This is a genomic window from Streptomyces sp. NBC_00019 (assembly GCF_045041015.1).
In the GTDB taxonomy this organism is placed as follows: domain Bacteria; phylum Actinomycetota; class Actinomycetes; order Streptomycetales; family Streptomycetaceae; genus Streptomyces.
On record NZ_CP108302.1, the window covers coordinates 8,356,405 to 8,382,635 of the forward strand.

The window sequence follows — 26,231 nt, forward strand, 5'->3', positions numbered from 1 at the left end:
CCAGGGCCCGGGACACCGATGCCGCGGGCCCGCGTCAGGAGCGCGGGCCCGCGGCGGGGCGGAAACGGTGGTACGAGGTGGTCAGGCGCCGGAGGCCGAGGCGGGCCGGCGGTCCGTCGTACGGGAGGCGGCCGGCCGGTCCCCCTCCGGGAGCCCGGCGGCGTCCGGTCCGTACGTCTCCAGGAACTCCTTGATCTCGGCCAGCACGTCGGCCGCCTCGGCGCCGTCGATGACCCGGTGGTCGAACGCCAGGCTCAGTCGCATCACCGGCGCCACCACTACCGCACCGTCCCTGACGACGGCACGGTCCACGACGCGACCGACACCGAGCGTGACGGTCGTCCCGCCGAGCGACTGGAAGCCGTCCACCGGCCGGTGGCCGAGAGAGGTGACGGCGACGGTGCCGACCAGCTCGGTGCGGTGCGTCAGGGAGCGGGTCGCCAGCCGGAACAGCAGCCGGCCGACCGGCACGGGCAGCCGGTGCAGTCTGCGCACCGGCGCGAACTCCGGCATGTGGTCGGGATCTCCGTCCCGGAACCGCTCCAGGTGCCGCTGCACGGCGTCCAGGCTCGACCGTTCCAGTTCCGGTACGACGGTCGCCAGCACGACGCGGCGGCCGCCCAGCGTCTTGTCCAGGGTCACCTTGCCGCTGACGGTGGGAAACCGCGCGATCCGGGGGCGCATCCGTCCGCGAACGGCCGCGTTGGCCTCCGGGTGGCGGGCCAGCACCCGGCCCGCGGCCTGAAGGACGTAACTCACCACCGAGTACCGGCGGCCCTCGTCGCGGGCCGTCGCCCGATGGTGTGCGACACCACTCATGTCGACCTCGGTGTCGAGGTAGACGGGGGCGGCGGCGCGGATCTCGTCGCAGTGGTAGAGGGTGTGGCGCCGCTCGGCGGGGAATCGGGAGTCGCTCACGCCGCGACCGCCACCTGGTAGATGCCCCCTAGGGTCCCGGCCTCCAGCAGGTCCGGAAGGGAGACGCTGCGGCCGGTACGGCGTTCAAGTGCCGCGGTCAGCCACAGCAGGTGGACGGAGTCCCAGCCGGCGATCTCGTCCAGGGGCCGCTCGGTGTCCTGGACGGACACCGCCAGTCCCAGTTCGTCACGGATCAGCACGACAAGATCGTCGATCGTGTTCATGAACGGGTCCTTCCGGGTTCGGGCCCGAGGCGGAGGGTCAACGGGCCGTGGTCGCCGCGGAGTTCGAGAAGGCGTGCAGGTCGCGCAGGAGAGCGGCGGCGACGGCCCGCTCCGCGCCGTCCAGGTAGAAGTGACCGCCCGGGAACCGCTCGACGCGGAAGGCGCCCGTGGTCAGCCGGTCCCAGGCCCGCGCCTCCGCGTCGGTGACCCGCGGGTCGCTGGTGCCGGTGAAGACGGTGATCGGGCAGCGCAGGACGAGCCCGGGGTCACGGCGGTAGGTCTCGACGGCCGTGTAGTCGGCGCGCAGCGCGGGCAGGATCATGTCCCGCATGTCCGGGTCGGCCAGAACCTGCGGATCGGTGCCGCTCAGCGTGGTGATCTCGGCGATCAGCCCGTCGTCGTCCCGCAGATGCGTGGTCTCGTGGCGGGGTGTGGCGGGCGAGTGCCGGCCCGAGGCGATGAACCCGACGGGCGCGTTGGCGCCGCCGCGCTCCAGCAGCCCGGCCGTCTCGAAGCCCACGACGGCGCCCATGCTGTGCCCGAACAGGACCAGTGGCAGGTCGGTCAGCGGTTCGAGCACCGAGGCGACCCGGGCCGCGAGGGCGCGGGCGTTGCGCAGCGGCGGCTCGTGGCGGCGCTCCTGACGGCCCGGATACTGCACGGCCACACAGTCGACGGATGGCGGCAGTTCACGGTGCAGCGCGAAGAACGCGCTTGCGGAGCCCCCGGCGTGGGGCAGGCAGACCAATCGGACGCTCGGCTCCCGGGCCGCGCCGAAGCGGCGCAGCCAGATGTCGTCGAACGGGATCTCTATGGGCACCGCGGCCATGCCTTCCTCCGCCCTCCCGGGTGCGAGAGCGCGTGGCACACGGCGAAGAGCGCACCTGGGGCACTCGGTTTCATCTGACGTCAGCGACGCTAGGGACGTCGGTTGAAAGGCCGACAACGTTCCGCTAAAGGGCCGCGTGTTCCGGTGCGCTCCGTGCGTTCACGCCGTGCGGGTGCCGAGGTGGATACGGATCTCCTTGCGATGCGTGATGCCCAGTTTCTGGTAGATGCGGGTGAGGTGCTGTTCGACCGTGCTGACGGTGATGTGGAGGCGGCCGGCGACCTGGCGGTTGGTGAGCCCCTTGGCCACCAGCTCGGCCACCCGGTGCTCGGCCCGGGTGAGCCGCTGGGGCGTGGCCGGAGGGTCCGGCTCGTCCTCTTCACAGGGGACGCCGGTCTCCTCCAGGCAGCTGCGGGCGATCAGTACGGCGGTGTGGCCGGCCAGCACGGCCCAGGTGCCGTGGCCGAGTAAGCACAGGGTCTGGCCCAGGTCGAGCAGAGTCCTCGCCAGTTCTGGCCGGTCGCCCGAGGCGTGGAACTCGCGCGCGGCCTGGAGGAGCAGGCGCGACCGTGCGTGCGGCTCCGCCTGTGCCGCCTTGAGACGCAGCGCCATGGCCTCGTTCCGGCCGGACTTGCGCGGGCCGCGCGCCATGTGTTCGGCCAGCATGTACGCCGCCTGCTTCGGGTGCCCCAGCCGCAGCCACGCCTCGGCGGCGAACAACCGCCAGGGCACCAGCGTCGGGTGGTCGACGTGGAACCGCTCGGCCAGCTTGCCGATGCGCAGGTAGTCGGAGAGTCCGGCGTGCGGCCGGTTCGTGGCGATCAGGAGACTGCCGCGGGCCCGGAGGTAGCTGAGCCAGTAGACGCTCTTCTCCCAGGCGGGCGGCACCGGCTTGGCGAACACCCGGGCGGCCTCGTCGTACCGCCCCATCTCGATGTACAGGGCGGCGAGCACGGACTCGGTGGCGCAGGCCATCGCGCTGCTGCGCTCGGTGATGACGTGCTGCACGAGCCGGACGCAGTCCAGTCCCGCCTTCAGCTTCCCCTGGCGCAGCGCGACGAGGGACTGGAGCAGGGCGAAGACCGCCTGCCAGCCGGGGGCTTCACGGGCGGCGGACTCCTCGACCAGCAGCTCGCACCAGCGCCACGCCGACTCCAGCCGGTCGGTGATGATCAGAGCCTTCACCGCGCTGGACAGCGACCATACGGTGGCGTCCGACAGGGCCGAGACCTTCAGGAGGTTCTCGGCCGCGGTCGCCCAGTCGTCCCGGTCCCCGATCAGGAAGGACCCCTCGGCGGTCCGGAACAGGGCCGTGGCCGATTCGTGCGCGGCGGGCCGCTCGTCCGGGTGGGCGGGGGAGCGGAAGCTGGACCAGGCCCACAGCCAGGCGATGTTGGGATGGTCGCCCGCTCTGACATTCCCCGCGCTGGTCTCCGCCCCCTGCTTCTGCAGCACGGTGAAGGCCTCCTCCAGTCGGCCGCAGCCGAAGAGCAGGTCCGCCAGCCCGTCACAGGCCGCGGCGGGCATCGTGCCCGACTGGAAGGCCTCCATGAGTTCGGGCAGGTGCCGGGCCTCCACGGTCGTGGGGTTCATCCGCAGGGCGATCAGCGCCAGCCGCATGTGGATCTCGATACGGTCGGGTCCTTCGGGGCAGCCCTCCAGGGCGAGTTCGAGACACTGGACGGCCAGCCGGGTGTCCTCCTCGCCCATCGCGGTCTCCGCGGCGTTGCGCAGCACCGTCCGCTGCCACGACTCCTGCGTGTGCCGGGCGGCCAGCAGATGCCGGGCCACTTCGGTGGCGGGCGCTCCCGCCCCGTACAGGGCGGCCGCCACCCGGATGTGCAACTCGGTGCGCACCGACGGATCCACGTCCGCCAGAACCGTTCGCTGAGCCGTCCGATGCCGGAACGACATTCCGTCGATAACGCCGGAATGTCGAAGAGCCGCGAGCTGCGGGTCGATGAGAGAGGTGGAAATCCCACTCATCCGGGACAGCAGCTCCGGTGAGGCGGAATCGCCGAGCACGGACAGTAGGCAACCGATTTTTACGGCGGCGGAACCACTGCGATGCAGAACGGACATCACTGCCTGACCGTACATTCCGAGTTCGTCGGACTGCTCCATTCCGGTTGGGGGGATTTTCATGTCCCTGCTCTTGAAATCCTCCAGCAGGGCGCTCAGCAGGAGGGGGCTGCCGCCGCTCAGGTGGTGGCACAGCCGTACCCAGCCCTCGTGCGGCCGCTCGGTCTCCGCCGTGATCATCTCCCGGACTCCCTGTGCGTCGAGAGGGCCCAGCCGGACACGCTCGGCGTCGGGGCGGCGCAGGAATTCCGTTTTGGCCGGTGTCTCCCGGTGCAGCAGATGCGGGGAGTCGGCGACGACGAGCAGAATGCGCCGGTCCCGGTGCCAGGTGACCGTCTGGATCAGGAAATCCAGCTGGGACCAGGGGATTTCCTGTACGTCGTCCACGCAGATCACCACGCCGTCATCGGCCACGCGGGGCAGTGCGGTGGCGAACTGCATCGCGGAGGAGGCGGGTGCGGGCCGATCGTCCGGCAGGGACGCCGACAACTGCGCGGCCAGTTGGTGGAACAGGGAAAGCGGCGGGTCGGCGGTCACCGCTCTGCCCTGGGCGCTGAGGACCGTGGCTCCCACGGTCATGGCGTGTTCGGTGAAAGCGTGCAGTAACGCGCTCTTTCCTGCGCCTGCGCTGCCGGTGATGACGATTGTTCTCGATGGGCCGTGGCAACCGCTGCAAAGGGCCGTCTTCAGAATCCCGAGTTCCCTCTCACGACTCACGAAAGCCATTCCGGAATACTCACCCCCGTGAGCTTGCGTACCCGTGGTACGCAAGCCATAAGCAACTCCAGACCATATATTTCAGCCGCACCGTGCATCTCGGCCACAAGATAACCACCGGGCGGCGATTCGCAACATCACTTTCCGGCAGTGGCGGAAAAGTGCGCCCGTTTTGTACTGCATTATCCAGGCTGTCTAATGTTATACAACCCAGCGTACATTCTCGCGAGCGAACGAGGGGGCGGCGTCCGGACGCCCGGAATCCGGATTCTCCGCGTCCGGATATTCGCTCCCCGTGCGCCGCGCACCCTCCGTCCGGCGGCTTTGGCCGGGCTTTGGCCGGGGCGAAGATCCTGCACGAATGGCTTCCCTGTGCGCCTGGCTGCTTCGCGCGGTGCAGGACTCCCTGATCGCCTTCGGCCGGATATGGGTGTGGATCCCGCCCGTCGAGCCCCCGAAGGGCCCGCCGCCGGGGCGTCCGAAGCCCCTGGAGGGCCCGCCGCCGGGGCATCCGGAGCGGCTGTGTCCGGATGTGCCGCTGAGCGCCGTGGAGGCGGAGATCCTCCGGCAGTTGCCCGACAGCGACCCGCCGACGCCCACCCCTGATCGCTAGGCCGAGCGAGAGCGGTCAGTCGGACGTGCGGCTCTCCGCCGCGGCGAACAGCGCGATCGCCAGCACGATCAGGGCGACGCTCGCGTAGAGCTCGTAGCCGTCGAGGAAGCCGAGCCGCTGCACGAGTCCCCAGTGCCAGTCGGTGAACTCTTGCACCAGACCGGCGACGCCCTGCACCAGGGCGAAGAATCCGAGCAGTTCCAGCAGTTGCTTCATGTGCATACGCTCGCCCCGCGGACCCCCCACGGACATCGGCCGCGGGGCGAGGCGTATGCGACGGAAGTCTGCGGTCCGCGCGGTCCGGCCGCGCCGAAAGTAGGCGGCCCGCCGACTTTGGTCGGAGATCCCGTCCGCGCGGAGGTGACACGGGCCTTCCGTGCATAGATTTGTCGACCGTGAGTGGAGACGAGCCCGCAGCGGTGCCCCCGGCGTTCTCGGGGCGGCGCTGGCTGATGCCCTCGGCAGTCCTCAAGGAGCTCGACCCGGACGGCGAGCGCCCCGGGCGGCGGCCCCGGCGCACCGCGCGCGACTGGCTCGTCGACTTCAGCTGCTTCGCGGTGGCCGTGATCGTCGGCCTGGTCGGCGCGGAGGCGGTGACCTCCAACCCCCATGTCCCGGACGGCCTCGCCCGTCTCGACCAGGTGATCGGCGCGGTCTCCTGCGCCGCGGTGTGGCTGCGTCGCCGCTGGCCCGTCGGGCTGGCCGTCGCCTCGCTCCCCGTGGGGTTCGTTTCGGACACCGCGGGCGGCGCCTGCCTCATCGCCGTGTTCACGCTCGCCGTGCATCGGCCGTTCCGGTACGTCGCGTGGGTGGGCGGGGCCACCATGGCGCTGATCCCGCTCTACTTCTGGATCCGCCCCGACCCCGACCTGCCGTATCTCGTCATGGTCCTCATCTTCGTGCTGATGACCGCGGTGGTGGTCGCCTCGGGCATGGTCGTACGGTCCAAGCGGCAGCTCGTGCTGAGCTTCCAGGACCGCGCCCTGCGCGCCGCGACCGAGGCCCGGCTGCGGGCCGAGCAGGCGCAGCGGCTGGCCCGCGAGGCCATCGCCCGCGAGATGCACGACGTCCTCGCCCACCGGCTGACCCTGCTCAGCGTGCACGCGGGCGCGCTGGAGTTCCGGCCCGACGCACCCCGGGAGGAGGTCGCCCGCGCGGCCGGCGTCATCCGGGAGAGCGCGCACGAGGCGCTCCAGGACCTGCGCGAGATCATCGGTGTCCTGCGGGCCGGGGACCAGGACGACACGGGCCGCCCCCAGCCGACCCTCGCCGCGCTGGACGCGCTGGTCGCCGAGTCCCGTGAGGCCGGCATGAAGGTCACCCTCGCCACCCGTGTCACCGACCCCGCCGCGGTCCCCGCCTCCGTCGGCCGCACCGCCTACCGCATCGCCCAGGAGGGCCTGACCAACGCCCGCAAACACGCCCCCGGCACCGAGGTCACCGTCTCGGTCGAGGGCGGCCCCGGTGACGGGCTCACCGTGGCGGTGCGCAACCCGGCACCCGAGGGCGAGGTGACCCCCGTGCCCGGCTCCGGACAGGGGCTGATCGGGCTGACGGAACGGGCGACACTGACCGGCGGCAGCCTGGAACACGGCGCTATGGCGGACGGCGGCTTCGAGGTACGGGCGTGGCTGCCGTGGGGGTGAGGACGGCACCGGGACCGGCCTGGGCACCGGCATCGGCACCGGTGCGTCGGCGGCCCGGGAGGGCTCTCCGCCGGTCGCCACCGGCACCCCGCCCGTGTGCCCCCGCGGCGCCGACGACCGTCGCTCCTGGCCTGCCCAACTCCGCCCCGCACTCGACCGGGTGACGCCCCGTCAACACCGCCCCGGCAAACCCCGTACCCGCTAGCGTGGGGTGCCGTGCGGCACTTGTGGCAGGTGCGGCGGGCGCACGATCATGGGTGTCATGTCCCCTGATGCTCCGGAGTTCGACGTCGCGTCGGTCCTCAGGGAGGTGAAGATGGTCCGGGTGGAGGGCCTGGTCCGGATCCGTGACCTCGATCTCCCGCTGCTGCGGCGGGCGGCCGCTCCGCGCTCCGGCGCGGTCACCGACGCCTGGCCCGTCGAGGTCGAGAACCTGCTGCGGGCCGCGGTGGCCCGGCTCGGCGGGGGCGCGCTCCAGGCGGCGGCCGAGTTCACCGTCGGCCTGGCACCCGGGATGCGCGACCGGCCGGCGGCGGACCGGCGCAGGCTCGCCGCGCGGGCGTACAGCGTCAGTGTCGAGCGGTTCCGCAAGAGCCAGGAGGAGATGGTCCTCGGCCAGAGCGCCGAGCAGGTGTGCTGGCTCGCCGGCACCGGCGCGCGGCGCGGCCCGGGAGACGGACCCGCCCTGCTCGCCCCGCACTTGCAGCACCGCACCCTGCATGTCGGGCCCATCGGCGTGACGCTCCATGTGCACCCCGTCGAGCTCATCCGGAACGTGGACGTGATCGTCTCACCGTCCAACACCCACCTCGCCCTGCCCGAGATGTTCAAGGCCTCCGTGCCGGCCGCGCTGCGCCGGGCCGGTGCGGTGCGCGACGCGCGGGGCGATGTGACCGGCGACCCGGTGCACGAGGAACTGGCCCGGTGGCGCCGGGAGAACGGCGTCACGGGGCGCCCCGTACTCCCCGGAACCGTCGCGCCGACCGGCCCCGGCGCCCTCGCCGCGCGCGGAGTCCGCCGTATCTACCACGCGGCCGTCACCATCCCCAGGCCCGGCACCAACGACTACGTCGTCACCCCGCAGGACGTCGCCACGGCCGCGGCCCGCGCACTGGCCCTGATGGACGAGGAACGCGACGCCCACACCCCGCCGTTGCGCTCGATCTGCTTCCCCCTGCTGGGCGCCGGTCGCGGCGGACTGCCGACGCAGACCAGCCTGAGCGCCCTGTGGTCCGCGCTGGCAGCCGACTCCGCTCCGGACCGCAGGCTGCATCTCGTCGTGCGCAGGCCGCTGCTCGCCGAGTTGGTCGCGGACGTGCTCGGGGCGACCCAACAGCCCCTGGAACCGGCGCATTCGACCGGAAGCGAAGAGAGGGAGGCCGGGTGCGGGTGAACCCCTTCATGGTGCTCGCCGCGTTCGCCGCCGACTTCGGCAGGTTGTCGCCGCTGCTCGACCCGGGCGTGCGGCAGGCCCTCGGCGATCGGCTCGCCGAACTGCGCGCGGCGGGCCCCGACCAGGAACCGGCCGCCGACCGAGCGGCCCGGACCCTGCTCGACGCCCTCCCGGCCGAGGAGGCCGCGTGGCTGCGTCAGGACGGCGGCGGCCAGGGGCGGTTCGTGGACGCGTCGGACTCCGCGCAGTACGAGGGGTTCGCCGCCGCCGACCTGTGCATGCTCGTGCTCGACGGCAACCCGATGGTCGGCCCCGTCATGGGTCCCGTACGCGAACGCCTGCTCGCGCAGCCCGCGTCGCAGTGGTGGGGGGACGCCGATCCACGGCTGATCGCGCTGTCCGGCGAGGACGGCCGCAGACGGCTCCCGCTGTTCCAGTTCGAGGCCGGGACCATGCCCTGGCGGATCGTGCTGGAGGTCAACACCGTGCTGCGCGCCGACATCGACCCCTGGGGAGCCGCCGACTGGTGGCTTTCCCGCACGACATGGTGGGACGGCACCCCGGCCGGGCTGCTGGGCCGCGACCGCGACGCCGAACTACTGGGCGCCGCCCAGGCGTTGGCGGCCGTTGACGGGGCGGGGGAGTAGCCGATGGGCAAGTACCCGCCCCCCGAGGCACCGCCCGGCGAGCCCACCCGTGCCGTCCTGCGCGCCGGCACACCCGTCTACCGGGTCCACTCCACGCACCGCGCGCCGACGGCGTACAACTCCCGCCCCTCGCACCCCTTCTACTACGGTGGCCGGTTCGACAGCACCCCCTACGACCCCTACGGCTACCTCTACATCGGCTTCGGCGTCGGCGCGGCCGTGAGCGAGGTGCTGCTGCGCTCGCTGCCCTTCGACGGCGACGGCGGCCCGCGGCTGCTGCCGCGCGTCGCGTTCGAGCGGCGCAGCCTGTCGTTCCTCCGGCCGGCCGCCGATGTCGAGGTCGTGTCGCTGATGTCCGGCGCGGACCTCGCGGCGGTGGCACAGGACACCTGGCTGGTGCACACCGAGGGCGCCGACTACCCGCAGACCCGTGACTGGGGGCACTGGATCCGGCGGCAGACGAAACCCTGGGCGCAGGGCTTCGTCTGGCCGTCGAAACGCGAACCCGCCGACCGGGTCGCCGTCCTCTTCGAGGACCGGGGCGGGGCGCCGGTCCTCGAACCCACGGGCGCGCCGTCCGTCGACTTCGGGACCGAGGAGGGCGAGCGCTGGCTGGACGGCGTACTCGCGCCGTACCGGACACAGGCCGCGCCACGACGGCCGGAACGGATGATCTGAAGTGCCGCAGCAGCCGTACGACTTGCACGCGCTGATCTACGAGATCCAGCAGGGCGCACGCCAAGGGATGAACGACGCCCAGGACATGACCCGGCTCACCTCCCTCGTGCTCGGCCATCTGGGCTGCGCCACGGGCCGCGAGGCGTACGACATGCTGTACGAGGACTGGAAGGCGCTGCCCCGGGGCACCATGATGTCCGGACTGCGCGCGGGGCAGATCCTCAGCATTCTTACGCACCTGATGTTCGACCGCCCGGTCGCCGACGAGCGGCGGCAGCGGGAACTCCTGGGCGAGGCGCGGCAGTACGGGCCGCAGGACCAGTCCTGGCAGGCCGGCATCCTGGGCGTGAGCAGTATGCAGGCACTCCAACAGCTGGGTGACCCGGCGGAGTTGGAGGCTGCACTCGGGCGACTGGAGGAAGCCCGCGCCATGCTGCCCCCTGGCAGCCCGCATCGGGACGCCATCGACGCGTCGCACGCCGGAGTCCGTATTCACCTGGCCCAACTCGGTGGCGGCGAGGACGACTTCGACTCCGCGGTCGAGGACCTGGCCCGGCTCGCCGACTCGCCGGTGTTCGACGAACAGCAGCGACTGGCCATGGCCGTACAGCTGGCCGTGTACCGCTCCCACCAGGCCACCCGGCGCGAGGACGAGGCCGACCTCGCCCTACGGATCAGGGAGATGGAGTCCGCCCTGGCGCGGATGTCGCCCGACCAGATGGACCGGCCAAACCTCGAGGCCTACCTCGACGCCGCCCGCGGGAACCTGGCGATCCTCCGCGCCCGCCGCACCGGCGAGGACCTCACCGCGGCGGACTTCCCGCCCGCGACGCCACTGGACGAGGTACGACGACAACTCGCCGGCGTCCCGCAGAACGCGCGGACCGACCGGCTCAGCGACGTCGGTCTCGCCCGAGCGGCGCGCGCCATGCTCGCCGGCGACTACGCGGGCACCGTCGAGGCGTTCGGTCTCCTCGGAGAGGCCATGGACCTGCTGGAGCCCGACGACGAACGGTGGCTCCGCAACGCCGGCACGCTCGGCATGGCCCACTGCATGCTCGCCGTCAACAGCATCGCCCCCCGTGCCGACTGCCCCCACCACCTGGACCAGGGCATCGCCTGGCTGCGGCACACCCTCAAGCTGTCCGGCGGCCCGGAGCATCCGCAGTGGGGGAACACCGGGATGTGCCTCGCCATGGCCTACCGGTTCCGTGGCGACTATCTGCATCCACGCGACCGCCACGCCAAGCGCCGCAACCACGAGGAGTCCCGGCGCGTCGGCCTCGACTCCCTGCGGGCGGCGGCCTGGCAGGTCATCCTCCAGTCCGGTACCTCCCACGCCGCCGAGACCGCCCGGCGCGCCGGCGAGAACGCGCTCGACGTGGCCCGCTGGTGCATCGAGGACGGCGCCCACGCGGACGCCGTCCGCGCCCTCGACGCCGGACGCGGGCTGGCCCTGCACGCGGCGACCGTGGCGACCACTGTGCCCGATCTGCTGGCCGCCGCGGGCCAGGCCGAACTCGCGGACGAATGGCGGCGGGCCGGCGTCGTGGCCGCCGTACCGCAGCCCGAGGCCGGACTGACGCTCACGGGACAGATCCCCGTCTCCGGCCCGTCCAGCCGGCTGCGCCGCCGTGCCCTGGAGGTACTGTCCGCGTCCCCGCTGCGGCAGCGGCTGCTGGAAGCCCCTTCGCCCGAGGAGATCGGCGCGGCCCTGCGCACCATGGGCGCGACGGCCCTGGTCTATCTCGTTCCCGGCAACGCGGAGGAGCCGAGCCTGACGGACCGGGTGTTCTTCGGCCGGCGAGCCGACGAGGGCCAGGCGCTCATCGTCTCCGCCGACGGCCGGACACAGGCGCTGCCCATGCCCCGACTCCTCGTCGAGGCCACCGAGTTGGCGTCCTACCGCGCCACCGGCACCCCCGGCCGGGACGCCGGCGGCCCGCCCACCGAGCCCAGCCCCGCCCCACCGCCCCGCGCGGATGTGAGCCGGGCCGCGCTGGAGCGACTGTGCGACTGGGCCGGTACGGCGGTGATGGAGCCGCTGCTGAAGCACCTCCCGCGCGGCTACGGCCGGGTGCCCTCCGTCGTGCTGGTGCCGATGGCGGAGCTCGGCGCCGTGCCCTGGCACGCGGCCCGTCTGCCCGGCCGAGGCCGCCGCCACGCCTGCCAGGAGGCGGACGTCTCCTACCTCCCCTCCGCCCGGCTGCTGTGCGAGGTCGCCACCCGGCCCGCCGCCCGGACCCGGCAGGCCCTCGTCGTCGGCAACCCCACCCGCGACCTCCATCACGCGGGCGAGGAGGCCGAGGCCATCCACCGCGCCTTCCACCCGGACGGCGACATCCTCGGCCCCGGCACCGCCACGCCCGCAGCCGTCACCGACTGGCTGCGCCGGCAGCGCGGCGGACTGCTGCACCTCGCCTGCCACGGCGTGGTGCGCCAGGGCGAGCGGCACAGTGCCTATCTCGCCCTGTCCGGGGGGCAGTTGGCGGCCGAGGAACTGACCGAGGGGGCCCGTCGCTTCCCGGACCTGGAACTGGTCGTCCTCGCCGCCTGCCGTACCAATGTGTCGGGGCGCGGCTACGACGAGGCGTACAGCCTGTCAACGGCGTTCCTCGTGGCCGGCGCCCGCTCGGTGATCGGCTCCCTGTGGCCGGTGCCCGACGAGGCGACGTCCCTGCTGATGTACATGACCCACCACTTCATGAGCCGCGACGGTATGCCGCCCGGACCGGCCCTGCGCAGCGCGCAGTTGTGGATGCTGGACGACCGTCGCCGGCCGCCGCCCGGGATGCCGGCCCACCTCCAGGCCCGCGTGCGCCGTATCAGCGGCGCCGACCTGACGGCCTGGGCGGGCTTCACCCACCTGGGCCGGTGAGCCGGTCAGGTGACCTCCGTACGCACCACGACCTGGGCCGTACCCCAGCGGCCCACGTCGTGCGCCGGGCCGCCCGCGTCCCGCCGGTGCGACGGCGTGGTGAGCCGCAGCAGGCCGTCGACGGCCGGTTCCCGGTGCGCTCGCTCGCCCTCTTCGGGAGTCTCGGGGGGCCAGGCGGGCAGCCGGAAGGGCGCGAGGTTCAGCTCGTTCTCGGTCACGATCACTTTCAGCCAGTCCCGGGCGAAGGCACCCCGCACCAGCGCCCGCCCCGGCGGCAGCCGCAGCCACACCGGCTCCCCGCGGCGCGCCAGACCCGCCCTGCCGGGCCCGACGAAGTCACCCTCGTACAGGTGCGGAGAACAGGCATGACGGTCCGTCAGGTCCAGTAGTACGCACCACAGTCGGCGGTGCGACTGGTTGTGGATGCGGACCATCACCTGAGGCTCCCGGCCGGTCAGGGTGTACCCGCAGACGATCTCGCCGTCGGCGCAGTGCGTCACCCGCCCCACCGACGTCTCCTCGACGGTGACCCGGACCAGCGACGACAGCCAGGGATCGGGATTGTGCAGATCCAGGATGTGATGCCAACGGGCCAGATGCGCAAGGCAGTCGACGACCCGGTCCGCGTCCGCGCGTGAGCGCAGCGGCAGCTCGGGCACCGGATGCCCGGCCCCGCCCGACACCCGCGCCCATCCGCCCGCGGCGTCGACGCGCAGCGGCAGTCCGTCCCCGCCGTGGGCGAGCACCGGCACGTGCGCCATGGCCGCCGAGAGCAGCTGCATCGCGCCGGGGTCCCCGGCGAGCGTCACGGCGGCGGGCGTGAACGCCACCGCTGACGGAGTCACCGGGTGCGCCAAGTGCCGGTCCGTCTCCCCGGGTTGCCAGCCCTCGGGCTCCACCAGACAGGACTCGGGGTGCACTTGACGTACGACGGCCTTGCGCGAGGCGGGCCCGTCGAGCAGCGTGAACTCCGCGCCGGCCGCCCGCAGCCCGTGCGCCTGACCGCAGTTGACCTCCCAGCCGTGCGCCGTGTGCCGGAGCAGGAAAGGCCCGGTCGCGACCGCGGCGCCGGACAGGAAGCCGCCGTCCTCCGGGCCGCGCAGCTCGGGATGCTGGAACGGGGTCCGGGTGCGCACCCGCTCCTCGGCCAGCGTGTGCACCGCGCCGTACGGGGCGCCGGACCCCAGCCGGTCGAGTGCGCCCAGCAGCGCGTGGCTGAAGTAGCCGCGCATCCGGCCGTCGATGAGGTTCTCGTGCGCGCGCTCGTGCGGGCGGCAGGCGGCGAGCAGGACGTGCCGGGCTCTGTCGGGGCCGCTTTCGCCGCCGCCTTCGCGGGGAGCAGCCGTGACCTGCCACCAGGGCTGCCAGTCCACGCCGCGGCTCGTCGCGCCGGGCGGCGCGAAGCCGGAGTCGCGGGTCGCGCCGCCCGCGTGGCAGCAGTCGAGGATCGCTACGACGTGGGTGCCCCGCGCCGCGATCTCGTCTAGCAGCGCGCCGAGTTCGCTGTCCTGGAGCAGCGGCTGTCCGGTCGGCCCCAGACTGTCGTGGCACACCAGCGCCTGCGCGTGGCCGGTCGCCTCGCGCGGATCGTCGGTGCGGTACTCGCTGCCGTGGCCGCTGAACCAGAACAGCGCGGTGTCCTCCGGCCCGCCCTGCCCGAGATGCTGCCGGACGCCTGCCAGCACGGCCGCCCTGGAGGCCTGACCGTCGTGCAGGGTCCGGACGACGGGCGCGAGGGTGCCGCTCTGCTGTCGCAGCCAACTCTCCGCATCCCGCGCGTCGTTGACGCAGCCACGCAGTCGGCGGCCGCCGGGGTAGTCGTCGATGCCTACGAACAGGGCGTACACGGTGCGCATGGGGCGATCCTGCCAGCATCGGCAGGGCGCGGACAGGGCATACCCGGGACGTTCGCCGGGCGTGTACGACCGATCCCATGGCCTTTGGCCGTGAAGCGAGTTGACTCGTGCGAACGTACGGGCCGTACATATGCGGCCCGCAGCCGCACGAGCACCGGAAGGAACACCAGCGTGAGCTTCGGGGGACCCAACAACCCGTACCAGCCGCCCTATCCGCCGCCGCCGAACACCGGGCCGTACATCCCGCCCCAGCCGTATCCGTACATCCCTCAGCCCCGACCGCAGCCCCCCGCCTCCCTGTGGAGAACGGTGAGCGGCCTCCGCGGTGCCGAATGGCCGCCCCTGCGCGACCTGTTGCGGGGCGGACGTCCTCGTGTCCACGGCTGCGTATGGGCGTTCCTGCTGCTGCCGTGCACCTGGTTCGTGGTGCCGGCCCTGATGGTGGGGTACGTGTTCGCCCGCTCGGCCCGGGTACGGGCGCACCGCCTCTTCCCGCCACGCGCTCACCGTCTCTACGACGACCCGTATGTGAGACGTCTTCAGAAGACGCGGGCCATGAGCGCGGCCCTCATGACCCTTGGGCTGCTGATCGTCTACGGCAAGCCGGAGGACTTCGGGCAGGCCCAGGAGCAGTACATGATGCGGCTCGTGGTGACCCCGCCGCTGCTGCTCCTCAGCGCGCCGGGGGTGCGCGGTCCTGTTCCGCTGGGCGCCGTCGCACGCGAGGCCGCACACACCCGACACGGAGTGCTCCTGCGTGGCTGATGACCCGCGGTCGACTCCAAGTGGCCGCTCGCGAGCGCGTGTACGACCCTGAAACCGTGATTACGTAAGGCCCATGACCGCGATCAGACTGCTCCTCGTCGACGACGATCCGCTGGTTCGGGCCGGCCTGTCCCTGATGATCGGCGGTGCCGAGGGCATCGAGATCGTCGGGGAGGCCGCCGACGGCAAGGACGTCGACGCGCTCGTCGACCGCACCCGACCGGATGTCGTCCTCATGGACATCCGGATGCCGTCCGTGGACGGCATCACCGCCACCGAGCGGCTGCGCATCCGGCCCGACGCGCCCCAGGTCGTGGTCCTCACCACCTTCCACGCCGACGAACAGGTCCTGCGCGCCCTGCGCGCGGGCGCCGCCGGGTTCGTCCTCAAGGACACCCCGCCCGCGGAGATCGTCGACGCGGTGCGCCGGGTCGCGGCCGGCGACCCGGTCCTGTCGCCCACCGTCACCCGGCAGTTGATGCACCACGCGGTCGGCACCGCCGCCGACACCCGGCGGGCACGCGCGCGTGAGCGGATCGCCGCTGTCAACGACCGCGAACGCGAGGTGACCGTCGCGGTCGGCCGGGGCCTGTCCAACGCCGAGATCGCCGCGGAACTCTTCATGAGCGTGGCCACCGTCAAGACCCATGTCTCACGCGTCCTGGCCAAGCTCGACCTCAACAACCGGGTGCAGATCGCGCTGCTCGCGTACGACGCGGGGCTGTTGGAGGAAGGGGCCGACGCCGCCGAATCGGGGGATTCCGGGGAGGGCGGGCACTAGCGGGGCGTGCTGTCCGTTCTCGGAGGGAGGGGAAGGGATCTTCATGGCAGAAGTGGTCGACCTGGGCGAGTTCGGCGAGGCGTTCCGCACGGACCCGCATCCCGTGTACGCGCGGCTGCGTGAGCGCGGCCCGGTGCACCGGGTCCGGCCGCCGGGCTCCGATCCCGGCTACTGGGCCTGGCTCGTCGTCGGGCACGAGGAGGCGCGGGCGGCGCTCGCCGACCCCCGGCTGTCCAAGGACGGCCGCAGGATCGGTGTGACGTTCCACGAGGAGGAGCTGATCGGCCGCCATCTGCTGGGCGCCGACCAGCCCGAGCACACCCGGCTGCGCGGCCTCGTCTCCCGCGCCTTCACGATGCGCCGCGTGGAGGAACTGCGGCCCAGGGTCCAGGAGATCACCGACGACCTCCTCGACGCGATGCTGCCGTACGGCCGCGGCGACCTGGTGCAGTCCCTCGCCTACCCCCTGCCGATCACCGTGATCTGCGAGCTCCTCGGCGTGCCCGAGATGGACCGCACGGAGTTCCGGAAGGTGTCGACGGAGGTGGTCGCGCCCACCAGCCCCGAGAACTCCTACGACGCCGTCGTCCGGCTCGACGCGTACCTGCGCGAGCTGATCGAGGACAAGCGGTGCGCCGGACCGGGCGACGACCTGCTGAGCGACCTCATCCGCACCACCGCCGAGGACGGCGACCGGCTCTCCTCGCAGGAACTGCTGGGCATGGCCTTCCTCCTGCTGATCGCCGGCCATGAGACCACGGTCAACCTCATCACCAACGGCGTCCACGCCCTGCTCACACACCCCGCCCAACTCGCCGCCCTGCGCGCCGACATGAGCCTGATCGACGGCGCGGTCGAGGAGACACTGCGCTACGAGGGACCGGTGGAGAACGCGACGTTCCGCTACGCCGCCGAGCCCCTGGAGATCGCGGGCACCGCCATCGCCGAGGGCGACCACGTCATGGTCGGCCTCACCGCGGCCGGCCGCGACGGCACCCGCTACCCGGCCCCGGACACCTTCGACATCCGCCGCGACCCCCGGGGCCACCTCGCCTTCGGCCACGGCATCCACTACTGCCTGGGCGCTCCCCTGGCCCGCCTGGAGGCGCGTACGGCGATCCGGAGCCTGCTGGACCGCGCCCCGGACCTGGCCCTGGACGGACCGCCGGGGGAGTGGCTGCCGGGGATGCTGATACGGGGGCTGCGGAGCCTGCCGGTGCGCTGGTAGGGCGGTACAGGGCCCCGCGCGGGGGGATCGGCCGTACGGGGTCGGAGGACCCGCTCAGCCCGGCAGCTCCGCCATCCGTACCGGCCGCCGCTCCCGCCGCGACACCTCGCACGCCTCCGCGATCCGCAGCGCCTGCAACGCCTCGCGCCCGTCGCAGGGATTGGCCCGCTCGCCCCGGACCACCTCGACGAACGCGTTCAGCTCGGCCTCGTAGGCCGGCCCGAACCGCTCCAGGAACCCCGTCCACGGCTTGGTCGCGGCCGGTGGGCCCGTCGGTTCGGTGGAGGCGATCGGCGTGCGGTCGTCCAGGCCGACGACGATCTGGTCCAGCTCCCCGGCCAGCTCCATCCGGACGTCGTAGCCGGCGCCGTTCAGCCGGGTCGCCGTCGCCGTGGCCAGGGTGCCGTCGTCGAGGGTGAGGACCGCCGCGGCCGTGTCGACGTCGCCCGCGTCACGGAACATCGCGGGTCCGGCGTCGGAGCCGGCCGCGTACACGTCCACGACCTCCCGCCCGGTCACCCAGCGCAGGACGTCGAAGTCGTGGATCAGCGTGTCCCGGTACAGCCCGCCGGACAGCGGCAGCCACGCGGCCGCCGGCGGCGCCTGGTCAGAGGTCAGCGCCCGCACCGTGTGCAGCCGCCCGAGCCGCCCCGACCGCACCGCCTCCCGGGCGCCCGTGTACCCGGCGTCGAAGCGGCGCTGGAACCCCATCTGGAGAACGGTCCCGGCCGACTCGACCTCGCCGATCGCCTGGAGCGTGCCCGGCAGATCGAGGGCGATCGGCTTCTCGCAGAACACCGGCAGCGCCGAGCGTGCCGCGCGGCCGATCAGTTCGGCGTGTGCCGAGGTGGCGGTGGTGATCACCACCGCGTCCACGCCCCATCTGAAGATCTCGTCCACTCCCGGCGCGGCCGTCTCCCCCAGCCGGTTCGCGAGCTCCTGGGCCCGCGCGCCGTCCGCGTCCGTGAGGATCAGAGAGCCGACATCGCGATGACGACTGAGCGTGTTCGCGTGAATGGTGCCGATCCGGCCCGTACCGATGACGCCGATGCGCATGTGAACAAAATGTGGCCGGAGACCCCACCCTGTCAATGCATATGTCCGGACAATCGAACTACACAACTTCCCGTCAACAGCGCGCGGAGCTACGCTCGGGCCCGTGCCGAAACCAGATGTGGACCCGACCGTGTCGCTCGAACTCAGTGTGGACCGGAGCAGCCCGGTGCCGTTGTACTTCCAGCTGTCCCAGCAGCTGGAGGCCGCGATCGAGCACGGAGCGCTCACCCCCGGCAGCCTGCTGGGCAACGAGATCGAGCTCGCCGCGCGCCTCGGCCTGTCCCGGCCCACCGTCCGCCAGGCCATCCAGTCGCTCGTCGACAAGGGCCTGCTCGTACGCCGCCGTGGCGTCGGTACGCAGGTCGTGCACAGCCAGGTCAAGCGCCCGCTCGAGCTCAGCAGCCTCTACGACGACCTGGAATCGGCAGGTCAGCGCCCCGCCACCAAGGTCATCGTCAACACCCTCGTCCCGGCCTCCGCCGAGGTCGCGGCCGCGCTCGGGGTGGCCGAGGGCAGCGACGTGCACCGCATCGAGCGGCTGCGCCTCGCGCACGGCGAGCCGATGGCGTACCTCTGCAACTACCTGCCGACCGACCTGCTCGACCTGGAGACCGGCCAGCTGGAGGCCACCGGCCTGTACCGGATGATGCGCTCCGCCGGAATCACCCTGCACAGCGCCCGCCAGTCCATCGGCGCGCGCGGCGCCACCGCCGTCGAGGCCGAGCGGCTCGCCGAGGAGGAGGGCGCCCCGCTGCTCACCATGCAGCGCGTCACCTTCGACGACACCGGGCGCGCGGTCGAGTTCGGCACCCACACCTACCGGCCCACCCGCTACTCCTTCGAGTTCCAACTGCTCGTGAGGCCCTGAAGGCGGCCCTGGGATCCGCTCGAGTGTCGCCGCATTGGTTCCAATGTCCGGACAACGCGACCGGCGCGCGATGAGCCTCAACGCACCCGCACCCGGCGAAGCACAGGAACCGCCCCTTTGCTCCCCCGCACAGCACCCTTACTCACGGTGAGGCACAATCGGGCCTGATGAGCACCTACGGCAATTTCACGGCCCCGATCGGCTCCCGGCGTGCCCCCGTCCTCCGCACGGTCGGTACCAGGGAACGCCGCTCACACCTGACCGCACCCCGCGTGCCGACGGTCGGTATCGACATCGGCGGCACCAAGGTGATGGCGGGTGTCGTCGACGCCGACGGCAACATCCTGGAGAAGCTCCGCGCGGAGACCCCGGACAAGTCCAAGAGCCCCAAGGTCGTCGAGGACACCATCTGCGAACTGGTCCTGGACCTGTCCGACCGGCACGACGTGCACGCCGTCGGCATCGGTGCGGCCGGCTGGGTCGACGCCGACCGCAACCGCATCCTGTTCGCCCCGCACCTGTCCTGGCGCAACGAGCCGCTGCGCGACCGCCTCGCGGGCAGGCTCGCGGTGCCCGTCCTGGTCGACAACGACGCCAACTCCGCCGCCTGGGCCGAGTGGCGCTTCGGCGCGGGCCGCGACGAGGACCACCTGGTCATGATCACGCTCGGCACCGGCATCGGCGGCGCGATCCTCGAGGACGGCCAGGTCAAGCGCGGAAAGTACGGTGTCGCGGGCGAGTTCGGCCATATGCAGGTCGTGCCCGGCGGCCACCGCTGCCCGTGCGGCAACCGCGGCTGCTGGGAGCAGTACAGCTCCGGCAACGCGCTGGTCAGGGAGGCCAAGGAGCTGGCCGCGGCCGACTCCCCGGTCGCCTACGGGATCATCGAGCACGTCAAGGGGCAGATCGGCGACATCACCGGCCCGATGATCACCGAGCTGGCCCGAAACGGCGACGCCATGTGCATCGAGCTGCTCCAGGACATCGGCCAGTGGCTCGGCGTCGGCATCGCCAACCTCGCGGCCGCCCTCGATCCGTCCTGCTTCGTGATCGGCGGCGGTGTCTCGGCCGCCGACGAGCTGCTGATCGGCCCCGCGCGGGACGCCTTCAAGCGCCAGCTCACCGGCCGCGGCTACCGCCCCGAGGCGCGCATCGTCCGCGCCCAGCTCGGCCCCGAGGCCGGCATGGTCGGCGCCGCCGACCTCGCCCGCCTGGTCGCCCGCCGCTTCCGGCGCGCCAACCGGCGCCGGGTCGAGCGCTACGAGCGCTACGCCAAGTACACGGAGTCCCGCCGTACGACCCAGGGGCAGGCGTGAACCCGTCCGTGACCCCTTCGGTGCCCCGCCAGGGCGACTCCCCGGAGGAACCGCGGCGGCCGACCGAGGACCGCCGCCACCGCAACCGCCGCCGGGCGCTCACCTTGCTCATCATCGTGCTGCTCATCGGCGTCCCGGCCGGCTATCTGGTGATCTCCGCGAACCAGAGCCGCAACAGCGGCAAGGACAAGGAGGCGAAGTACTCGGCGACCGGCCTCACCGCCGGCTGGCCGTCCAAGGTCCAGCGCCGCCTCTACCAGGTGCCGATTCCGCACCCCGCGGACCGGATCGCGTACTACGAGACCAACAACTGGAAGACCAGCCGCCTCTACGTCCAGTTCCGCACCAGCAACGCGGGCCTCGACACCTTCCTTGCCGGCGTCGGCGTCAACCGCGACGACCTGAAGGAGGGCGAGATCACCATCGGCGCCCGCGACCAGAAGATCACCGGCTGGAGGTTCACCGGCCCCGGCCCCTGGTCGGGCCTCGTCCACAAGCAGAAGAACCCGGCGCCCACCCAGGACATCGTGGTGAACACCGTGGATCCGGCCAACCCGATGGTGTACGTCGTCTCCCGCACCGTTCCGTAGGCCGTAGGACGACGCCCCGTCCCGTCCGGCCGCTCGGCACGGCGGCCCGGCCCGTCGCCGGAGCCGATTGTCAGACCCCGCCCGTAGAGTCGAAGACGTCTGATCCGACACGCGGGACGGGAGGTGGCAGGACGTATGAGTGACACGGTCGCGACGGCCGGGCGAGCGATGGACCCGGTCTCCGTGCGACTCGCCGCCGTCTTCCTGCCCGCACCCCTTCCACGCCAGGGCCGGATGGCCTTCTGGGACCCCGAGGACGGGCCGCTGCCCGACGGCCACACGGATCTCACCGTCGTACGACGACACGGCGCCGGAGTGCGTCGCAGGACCGCCCCCGCGCTCGAACTGCCCCTGGCCGAGGCCCTGCCCCTCCTCGTGCGCGCCCGGCGCGACCCCGCCGCCCACCCCGCCACCGCCTGCTGGGGCGCGGCCGCCCTGCACGCGCTGCGACTCACCGCCCGCGGCCGGCTGCTGCCCGGCCTCACCGCCACCGGCCACGACGCCTGGCGGGCCGGCCCCCTGGACCCGGACGACATCGCGCACCTGCGCGCGATCGCCGCCGCCCTGCCCCACGAGGGCCACGCGGTCCCGCTGCCCGGCCCCGGCCCGCTCCGGCTGCCCGAACCGGAAGCGCTGATGCGCTCCTTCCTGGACGCCGTAGCCGACACCCTCCCGCGCACCCCGGCCGCGCCCCTCGCCTCCGGCAGGCCCTTCGCGGACCGCCGCCCGCAGCGTCTGCCCGGCGCGCAGGACTGGGCCGCCGAGGTCGCCGCCGGCATGGACGCGGGCGTGCGGATCTCGCTCCGCCTCGACCTGTCGGCGTACGACCTCTTCGACGAGGGCGGCCGGGCCCGCAGCGCCGGTGCCGCGATCGTCCAGGTGCACAGCCTCGCCGACCCCACCCTCGTGGCCGACGCGGCGGCCCTGTGGTCGGGCGAGGCGGACGCGGTGTTCGGCCCACGCGCACGCGTGGACGCCGCCCTCGCGGTGCGGCGCGCCGCCAGGGTCTGGGCGCCTCTGGACCGGCTCGGCGAACAGGACGTGCCCGACGTACTGGCTCTGTCGGAGGAGGAGTTGGGCGACCTGCTCGGCGTCGCCGCGACCCGGCTCGCGGCGGCCGGGGTCGCCGTGCACTGGCCCCGTGACCTGGCCCAGGACCTGAGCGCGGCCGCGGTGGTGCGGTCCGCGCCGGGTTCGGCCACCGACGGCACCGGCTTCTTCGAGAGCGAGGAACTCCTCCAGTTCCGCTGGCAGTTGGCGCTGGGCGGCGACCCGCTCAGCGAGGCCGAGATGGACGCGCTCGCCGAGGCCCACCGGCCCGTGGTCCGGCTGCGCGACCAGTGGGTGCTGGTCGACCCGGCGCTCGTCCGCAAGGCCCGCAAGCGCGAACTGGGCCTGCTCGACCCGGTCGACGCGCTGTCCGTCGCACTCACCGGCAGCGCGGAGGTCGACGGCGAGACGGTGGAAGCCGTACCGGTCGGCGCGCTGGCCGCGCTGCGGGACCGGCTGACGGTCGGGGTGCGGCCAGCCGAGCCGCCGCCGGGTCTGCACGCCACCCTGCGCGACTACCAACTGCGGGGCCTGGCCTGGCTCGACCTCATGACCTCCCTCGGCCTCGGCGGCTGCCTCGCCGACGACATGGGCCTCGGCAAGACGATCACGGTGATCGCCCTGCACCTGAAGCGCGCCCGCCGTGAGCCGACCCTGGTGATCTGTCCGGCCTCGCTGCTCGGCAACTGGCAGCGGGAGATCACCCGGTTCGCGCCCGGTGTCCCCGTCCGCCGCTTCCACGGCCCCGACCGCACCCTGGAGGACCTGGACGGCGGGTTCGTGCTCACGACGTACGGCACCATGCGGTCGATGGCACCACGGCTGGCCGAGCAGCGCTGGGGCATGGTCGTCGCGGACGAGGCGCAGCATGTGAAGAACCCGTACTCGGCGACGGCGAAGGCGCTGCGCACCATCCCGACACCCGCGCGCGTGGCGCTGACCGGCACCCCGGTGGAGAACAACCTCTCCGAACTGTGGGCCCTGCTCGACTGGACGACCCCCGGACTGCTCGGCCCCCTGAAGTCCTTCCGCGCCCGCCACGCACGCGCCGTCGAGAACGGCGAGGACGAGGAGGCGGTGCGGCGGCTGGCCCGGCTGGTCCGCCCCTTCCTGCTGCGCCGCAAGAAGTCCGACCCCGGCATCGTCCCCGAACTGCCGCCGAAGACGGAGACGGACCACCCGGTCCCGCTCACCCGCGAACAGGCCTCCCTCTACGAGGCGGTGGTCCGCGAATCGCTGCTCGCCATCGAGACGGCGGAGGGCATCGCACGCCGGGGCCTGGTCCTGAAGCTCCTGGGCGCGCTGAAGCAGATCTGCGACCACCCCGCGCTGTATCTGAAGGAGGAGGCCGGAGCCGCCGGCCAGCTCGCCGTCCGCTCCGGCAAACTGGCCCTGCTGGACGAGCTGTTGGACACCCTGCTGGCCGAGGACGGCTCGGCTATCGTCTTCACGCAGTACGTCGGCATGGCCCGCCTCATCACCGCCCATCTGACCGACCGCGCGGTCCCGGTGGACCTGCTGCACGGCGGTACACCGGTGCCGGAGCGCGAGCGCATGGTGGACCGCTTCCAGAGCGGTGCGACACCGGTCCTGGTCCTGTCGCTGAAGGCGGCGGGCACGGGCCTCAACCTCACCCGCGCGGGCCACGTCGTCCACTTCGACCGCTGGTGGAACCCGGCCGTCGAGGATCAGGCCACCGACCGCGCCTACCGCATCGGCCAGACCCAGCCGGTCCAGGTCCACCGGCTCATCACCGAGGGCACCGTCGAGGACCGCATCGCCGAGATGCTGGAGGCGAAGCGGGCACTGGCCGACGCGATCCTCGGCTCCGGCGAGGCCGCCCTGACCGAACTGACCGACCGCGACCTGTCCGACCTCGTCTCCCTGCGGAGGACGTCATGACGGGCCGGCCGGCGGACGAGGTACGCCGGGCCCTGCGGGAGGCACGGGAGCGCCGGGAGGCGGAGGGGACCGCGGAGAGCGCGGCGGAGCCGAGGGAGCCTGCGGGCGACGGCTCGGTGCCGGGGACATCCGCCGGTTCCTCCGGCTCCGCCGTAGCCATCGGTGAAGGGCCCGCAGCGTGGCAGCCGGAGCCCGGTGAGGTCCGGCCGGGGGACGCCGCCCGCGCGGCGCTGCGGCGCGCGGCCGCTGATCGGCGGGGCGCCGGAGCCGAGGGACCGGCGCAGGAGGCCAGGACGCCTGAGGACGAGGCGGATACGCCTGCCGGGCCGGACGCGTCGGCGAGCGGGTCCGGTGAGGAGACCGACCGGCTCGGTGACACGGCGAATCCCGTCCCGGGAGCGGGGAACGGGGGAGGAGCCCCACAAGGAGCGCGCCCCGCGGACCGGGCGCGTGAGGCCTTGCGGGCAGCCCGTGCGGAAGAGCGCCGGCTGCGCACGGAGGTCACGGGCGGGGGCACCGACGGCGGGGCCCGGCCGCGCCGTACGACACCGCCTGCTCCCGTCACCCGAGGCGGTCCGGCCGGCGCTACCGCCGCCGAACGGGCTCGTGCCGTGCGGGAGTCGCTGGCCGACGCCTTCCGTATGCCCGACGACGAGGCGGACCAGGGGAGTTCGGCCGAACGGGACCGGGACCCCGTTCCCGCCGACTCCTCGCAGGACACGGGCCCCGATCCGTACGGCACCGGCACGGGCCCCGCCCCCCTCCATGCCCACGCCGCGTTCGGCACCGCCCTCTCGGACTCACCCCCGCCCGCCGCACCTCGCCGGCCCCGCTCCATGGGCGCCCCCGGCCGCGACGGTGAACTGCGCCGTACCTTCCCGGCGTTCACGGCCCGCGCCTCCGGCGAGGACGGTGGATTCGCCGAGACCTGGTGGGGCAACGCGTGGGTGGACGCTCTCGAGAGGGGTGCGCTGGACGCCAAGCGGCTGGCGCGGGGGCGTGGTTACGCGGAGCAGGGGAATGTGGACGCCATCACCGTGACGCCGGGGCTCGTCCTCGCGTACGTGCAGGGCAGCCGGCCCCGGCCGTACCGGGTGCAGGTGCGGCTGCGGACGCTCGACGACGCCGACTGGGACCGGTTCCTGGACGCCGCCGCGGAGCGGACCGGGCACATCGCCGCCCTGCTCGACAAGGAGATGCCCCACGCCCTCGCCGAGGGCGGTGTCCGGCTGCTCCCCGGGCCCGGCGACCTCGAACCGCAGTGCAGCTGCCCCGACCGCGGCCACCCCTGCAAGCATGCGGCCGCCCTCTGCTACCAAACCGCCCGCCTGCTCGACGCCGACCCCTTCGTCCTGCTCCTGCTGCGTGGCCGCGGCGAGCGCGAACTGCTCGACGCGCTGTCCCGGCTGAGCGCCGCCCGCGCGGCCCGCGCGGCCCAGGACAAGGGCCCGGCGCCGCTGCCCGGCGTACGCGCCACCGAGGCCCTCGCACCCCGCCGGCTGCCGCCCCTGCCGGCCCCGCTGCCGGTGCCCCCGCATCCCGAGCAGCCCCCGGTCTACCCGGCGGCCCCGGGCGGTCCGGACCCCTTCGCACTGGACCAGTTGGCGACCGACGCCGCCGGACGTGCCCACGCGCTGCTCGGCACCGGCCGTGACCCGGTCGCCGAACTGACGCTGTGGCAGGACGCGGTCCGGCTCGCCGCGGCCCGCCCCGGTTCCGGCCTCACCGCCGCCACCCGCTCGCTCTACGCCTCGCTCGCCGCCGCGGCCGACCGCACCCCGGCCGACCTGGCACGCGCGGTCGCGGCCTGGCGGCAGGGCGGGTTCGAGGGCCTCGCCGTCCTGGAGGAACCCTGGGACCCGCCGGCCGGCCGCTTCGACCGCGCCCGCCCGCTCCTGCTCGCCGCCGACCTCCCGGCCTTCCGCCCCTGGCGCAACCGCCTCACCCACCCCCGCGGCCATGTCCAACTCCGTCTGGGCCGCGACGGCTTGTGGTACGCCTACGAATCCGACCCGGGCGCCGACGACTGGTGGCCCCGCGGCACCCCCGACCTCGACCCGGTCGGCGCCCTGACCGGCCTGGGTGCCTCCCCCGAGGGCTGACACGCTTCACACAACCACCACACACGGTTCGCACAGTGGCTGCGGGGAACGGCGACTCGTGTGCCACTAAAATGCCGCGATGTCGCCCTGCG

General features: G+C 73.1%; 21 protein-coding genes. 14 read left to right on the forward strand and 7 right to left on the reverse strand.

All coding sequences use genetic code 11. From position 1 onward, the window contains the following. Nucleotides 1-81: 81 nt before the first annotated feature. From OHU89_RS38730 to OHU89_RS38745, 4 genes are all read right to left on the reverse strand, one after another. Complete coding sequence (locus OHU89_RS38730; RefSeq protein WP_266886232.1) at nt 82-918, reverse strand: 2-oxo acid dehydrogenase subunit E2; 837 nt, start codon at nt 916-918, stop codon at nt 82-84. Next, nucleotides 915-1,142, reverse strand: a complete 228-nt coding sequence (locus OHU89_RS38735) for an acyl carrier protein (RefSeq protein WP_266886230.1) — start codon at nt 1,140-1,142, stop codon at nt 915-917. The genes OHU89_RS38730 and OHU89_RS38735 overlap by 4 nt, the downstream gene beginning before the upstream one ends. A gap of 37 nt (nt 1,143-1,179) precedes the next feature. Continuing rightward, a complete protein-coding gene (locus OHU89_RS38740; protein ID WP_405649601.1) occupies nt 1,180-1,971 on the reverse strand; it encodes a thioesterase II family protein in 792 nt (263 codons plus the stop codon). 159 nt (nt 1,972-2,130) lie between these two features. Continuing rightward, nucleotides 2,131-4,779, reverse strand: coding sequence for an AAA family ATPase (locus OHU89_RS38745; protein WP_405649602.1), 2,649 nt, complete (start codon nt 4,777-4,779; stop codon nt 2,131-2,133). 352 nt (nt 4,780-5,131) lie between these two features. On the opposite strand from OHU89_RS38745, the gene OHU89_RS38750 reads away from it, so the two are divergent. Continuing rightward, a complete protein-coding gene (locus OHU89_RS38750; protein WP_405649603.1) occupies nt 5,132-5,383 on the forward strand; it encodes a DUF6059 family protein in 252 nt (83 codons plus the stop codon). A 15-nt stretch (nt 5,384-5,398) separates the two neighbouring features. On the opposite strand, the gene OHU89_RS38755 is transcribed toward OHU89_RS38750, so the two are convergent. Then, entirely contained in the window at nt 5,399-5,599 is a 201-nt protein-coding gene (locus OHU89_RS38755; protein WP_405649604.1) for a hypothetical protein, read from the reverse strand. 170 nt (nt 5,600-5,769) lie between these two features. Here OHU89_RS38755 and OHU89_RS38760 point away from each other — a divergent pair, with 170 nt between their 5' ends. From OHU89_RS38760 to OHU89_RS38780, 5 genes are all read left to right on the forward strand, one after another. Further along, on the forward strand, nt 5,770-7,029 hold the full coding sequence (locus OHU89_RS38760) for a histidine kinase (RefSeq protein ID WP_405649605.1): 1,260 nt from the start codon (nt 5,770-5,772) through the stop codon (nt 7,027-7,029). Nucleotides 7,030-7,291: 262 nt separating this feature from the next. Next, nucleotides 7,292-8,422, forward strand: a complete 1,131-nt coding sequence (locus tag OHU89_RS38765; protein WP_405649606.1) for a hypothetical protein — start codon at nt 7,292-7,294, stop codon at nt 8,420-8,422. Next, entirely contained in the window at nt 8,413-9,069 is a 657-nt protein-coding gene (locus OHU89_RS38770; RefSeq protein ID WP_405649607.1) for a hypothetical protein, read from the forward strand. Before OHU89_RS38765 ends, OHU89_RS38770 begins: the two co-directional genes overlap by 10 nt. Nucleotides 9,070-9,072: 3 nt before the next feature. Next, entirely contained in the window at nt 9,073-9,747 is a 675-nt protein-coding gene (locus OHU89_RS38775) for an RES family NAD+ phosphorylase (protein WP_405649608.1), read from the forward strand. Nucleotide 9,748: 1 nt separating this feature from the next. Further along, entirely contained in the window at nt 9,749-12,625 is a 2,877-nt protein-coding gene (locus OHU89_RS38780) for a CHAT domain-containing protein (RefSeq protein ID WP_405649609.1), read from the forward strand. 5 nt (nt 12,626-12,630) lie between these two features. Here the strand turns inward: OHU89_RS38780 and OHU89_RS38785 are convergent, their stop codons facing one another. Then, a complete protein-coding gene (locus tag OHU89_RS38785) occupies nt 12,631-14,481 on the reverse strand; it encodes a caspase family protein (RefSeq protein WP_405649610.1) in 1,851 nt (616 codons plus the stop codon). A gap of 171 nt (nt 14,482-14,652) precedes the next feature. Between OHU89_RS38785 and OHU89_RS38790 the strand changes: the two genes are divergently transcribed. The 3 genes from OHU89_RS38790 (at nt 14,653) to OHU89_RS38800 (ending at nt 17,255) form a co-directional block, all read left to right on the forward strand. Further along, entirely contained in the window at nt 14,653-15,246 is a 594-nt protein-coding gene (locus tag OHU89_RS38790; protein ID WP_405649611.1) for a hypothetical protein, read from the forward strand. 73 nt (nt 15,247-15,319) lie between these two features. Continuing rightward, the gene (locus OHU89_RS38795; protein ID WP_405649612.1) at nt 15,320-16,027 is read left to right on the forward strand and encodes a response regulator; all 708 of its coding nucleotides are present in this window, start codon (nt 15,320-15,322) and stop codon (nt 16,025-16,027) included. Nucleotides 16,028-16,070: 43 nt separating this feature from the next. Continuing rightward, on the forward strand, nt 16,071-17,255 hold the full coding sequence (locus OHU89_RS38800; RefSeq protein ID WP_405649613.1) for a cytochrome P450: 1,185 nt from the start codon (nt 16,071-16,073) through the stop codon (nt 17,253-17,255). A 54-nt stretch (nt 17,256-17,309) separates the two neighbouring features. Here OHU89_RS38800 and OHU89_RS38805 read toward each other — a convergent pair whose 3' ends face one another. After that, nucleotides 17,310-18,311: a Gfo/Idh/MocA family oxidoreductase gene (locus OHU89_RS38805; protein ID WP_405649614.1), complete on the reverse strand. Its 1,002-nt coding sequence runs from the start codon at nt 18,309-18,311 to the stop codon at nt 17,310-17,312. Between the two features lie 130 nt (nt 18,312-18,441). Here OHU89_RS38805 and OHU89_RS38810 point away from each other — a divergent pair, with 130 nt between their 5' ends. From OHU89_RS38810 to OHU89_RS38830, 5 genes are all read left to right on the forward strand, one after another. After that, nucleotides 18,442-19,179 carry a GntR family transcriptional regulator gene (locus OHU89_RS38810; protein ID WP_405654831.1) on the forward strand — a complete coding sequence of 246 codons (738 nt, stop codon included), beginning with the start codon at nt 18,442-18,444 and terminating at the stop codon, nt 19,177-19,179. Between the two features lie 167 nt (nt 19,180-19,346). Then, a complete protein-coding gene (locus tag OHU89_RS38815) occupies nt 19,347-20,495 on the forward strand; it encodes an ROK family glucokinase (protein WP_405649615.1) in 1,149 nt (382 codons plus the stop codon). A gap of 8 nt (nt 20,496-20,503) precedes the next feature. Beyond that, complete coding sequence (locus OHU89_RS38820) at nt 20,504-21,085, forward strand: sugar kinase (protein ID WP_405654833.1); 582 nt, start codon at nt 20,504-20,506, stop codon at nt 21,083-21,085. A gap of 135 nt (nt 21,086-21,220) precedes the next feature. Next, nucleotides 21,221-24,037: an SNF2-related protein gene (locus tag OHU89_RS38825; RefSeq protein WP_405649616.1), complete on the forward strand. Its 2,817-nt coding sequence runs from the start codon at nt 21,221-21,223 to the stop codon at nt 24,035-24,037. Continuing rightward, complete coding sequence (locus tag OHU89_RS38830; RefSeq protein ID WP_405649617.1) at nt 24,034-26,139, forward strand: SWIM zinc finger family protein; 2,106 nt, start codon at nt 24,034-24,036, stop codon at nt 26,137-26,139. The genes OHU89_RS38825 and OHU89_RS38830 overlap by 4 nt, the downstream gene beginning before the upstream one ends. The last annotated feature ends 92 nt before the right edge of the window (nt 26,140-26,231 follow it).

Bases quoted from the DNA above. Each gene is read 5' to 3' on its own strand.
- OHU89_RS38735 (WP_266886230.1), bottom strand. From the start codon at position 1,142: ATGAACACGATCGACGATCTTGTCGTGCTGATCCGTGACGAACTGGGA.
- OHU89_RS38740 (WP_405649601.1), bottom strand. From the start codon at position 1,971: ATGGCCGCGGTGCCCATAGAGATCCCGTTCGACGACATCTGGCTGCGC.
- OHU89_RS38745 (WP_405649602.1), bottom strand. From the start codon at position 4,779: ATGGCTTTCGTGAGTCGTGAGAGGGAACTCGGGATTCTGAAGACGGCC.
- OHU89_RS38750 (WP_405649603.1), top strand. From the start codon at position 5,132: ATGGCTTCCCTGTGCGCCTGGCTGCTTCGCGCGGTGCAGGACTCCCTG.
- OHU89_RS38755 (WP_405649604.1), bottom strand. From the start codon at position 5,599: ATGAAGCAACTGCTGGAACTGCTCGGATTCTTCGCCCTGGTGCAGGGC.
- OHU89_RS38765 (WP_405649606.1), top strand. From the start codon at position 7,292: ATGTCCCCTGATGCTCCGGAGTTCGACGTCGCGTCGGTCCTCAGGGAG.
- OHU89_RS38775 (WP_405649608.1), top strand. From the start codon at position 9,073: ATGGGCAAGTACCCGCCCCCCGAGGCACCGCCCGGCGAGCCCACCCGT.
- OHU89_RS38785 (WP_405649610.1), bottom strand. From the start codon at position 14,481: ATGCGCACCGTGTACGCCCTGTTCGTAGGCATCGACGACTACCCCGGC.
- OHU89_RS38795 (WP_405649612.1), top strand. From the start codon at position 15,320: ATGACCGCGATCAGACTGCTCCTCGTCGACGACGATCCGCTGGTTCGG.
- OHU89_RS38800 (WP_405649613.1), top strand. From the start codon at position 16,071: ATGGCAGAAGTGGTCGACCTGGGCGAGTTCGGCGAGGCGTTCCGCACG.
- OHU89_RS38805 (WP_405649614.1), bottom strand. From the start codon at position 18,311: ATGCGCATCGGCGTCATCGGTACGGGCCGGATCGGCACCATTCACGCG.
- OHU89_RS38815 (WP_405649615.1), top strand. From the start codon at position 19,347: ATGAGCACCTACGGCAATTTCACGGCCCCGATCGGCTCCCGGCGTGCC.
- OHU89_RS38825 (WP_405649616.1), top strand. From the start codon at position 21,221: ATGAGTGACACGGTCGCGACGGCCGGGCGAGCGATGGACCCGGTCTCC.
- OHU89_RS38830 (WP_405649617.1), top strand. From the start codon at position 24,034: ATGACGGGCCGGCCGGCGGACGAGGTACGCCGGGCCCTGCGGGAGGCA.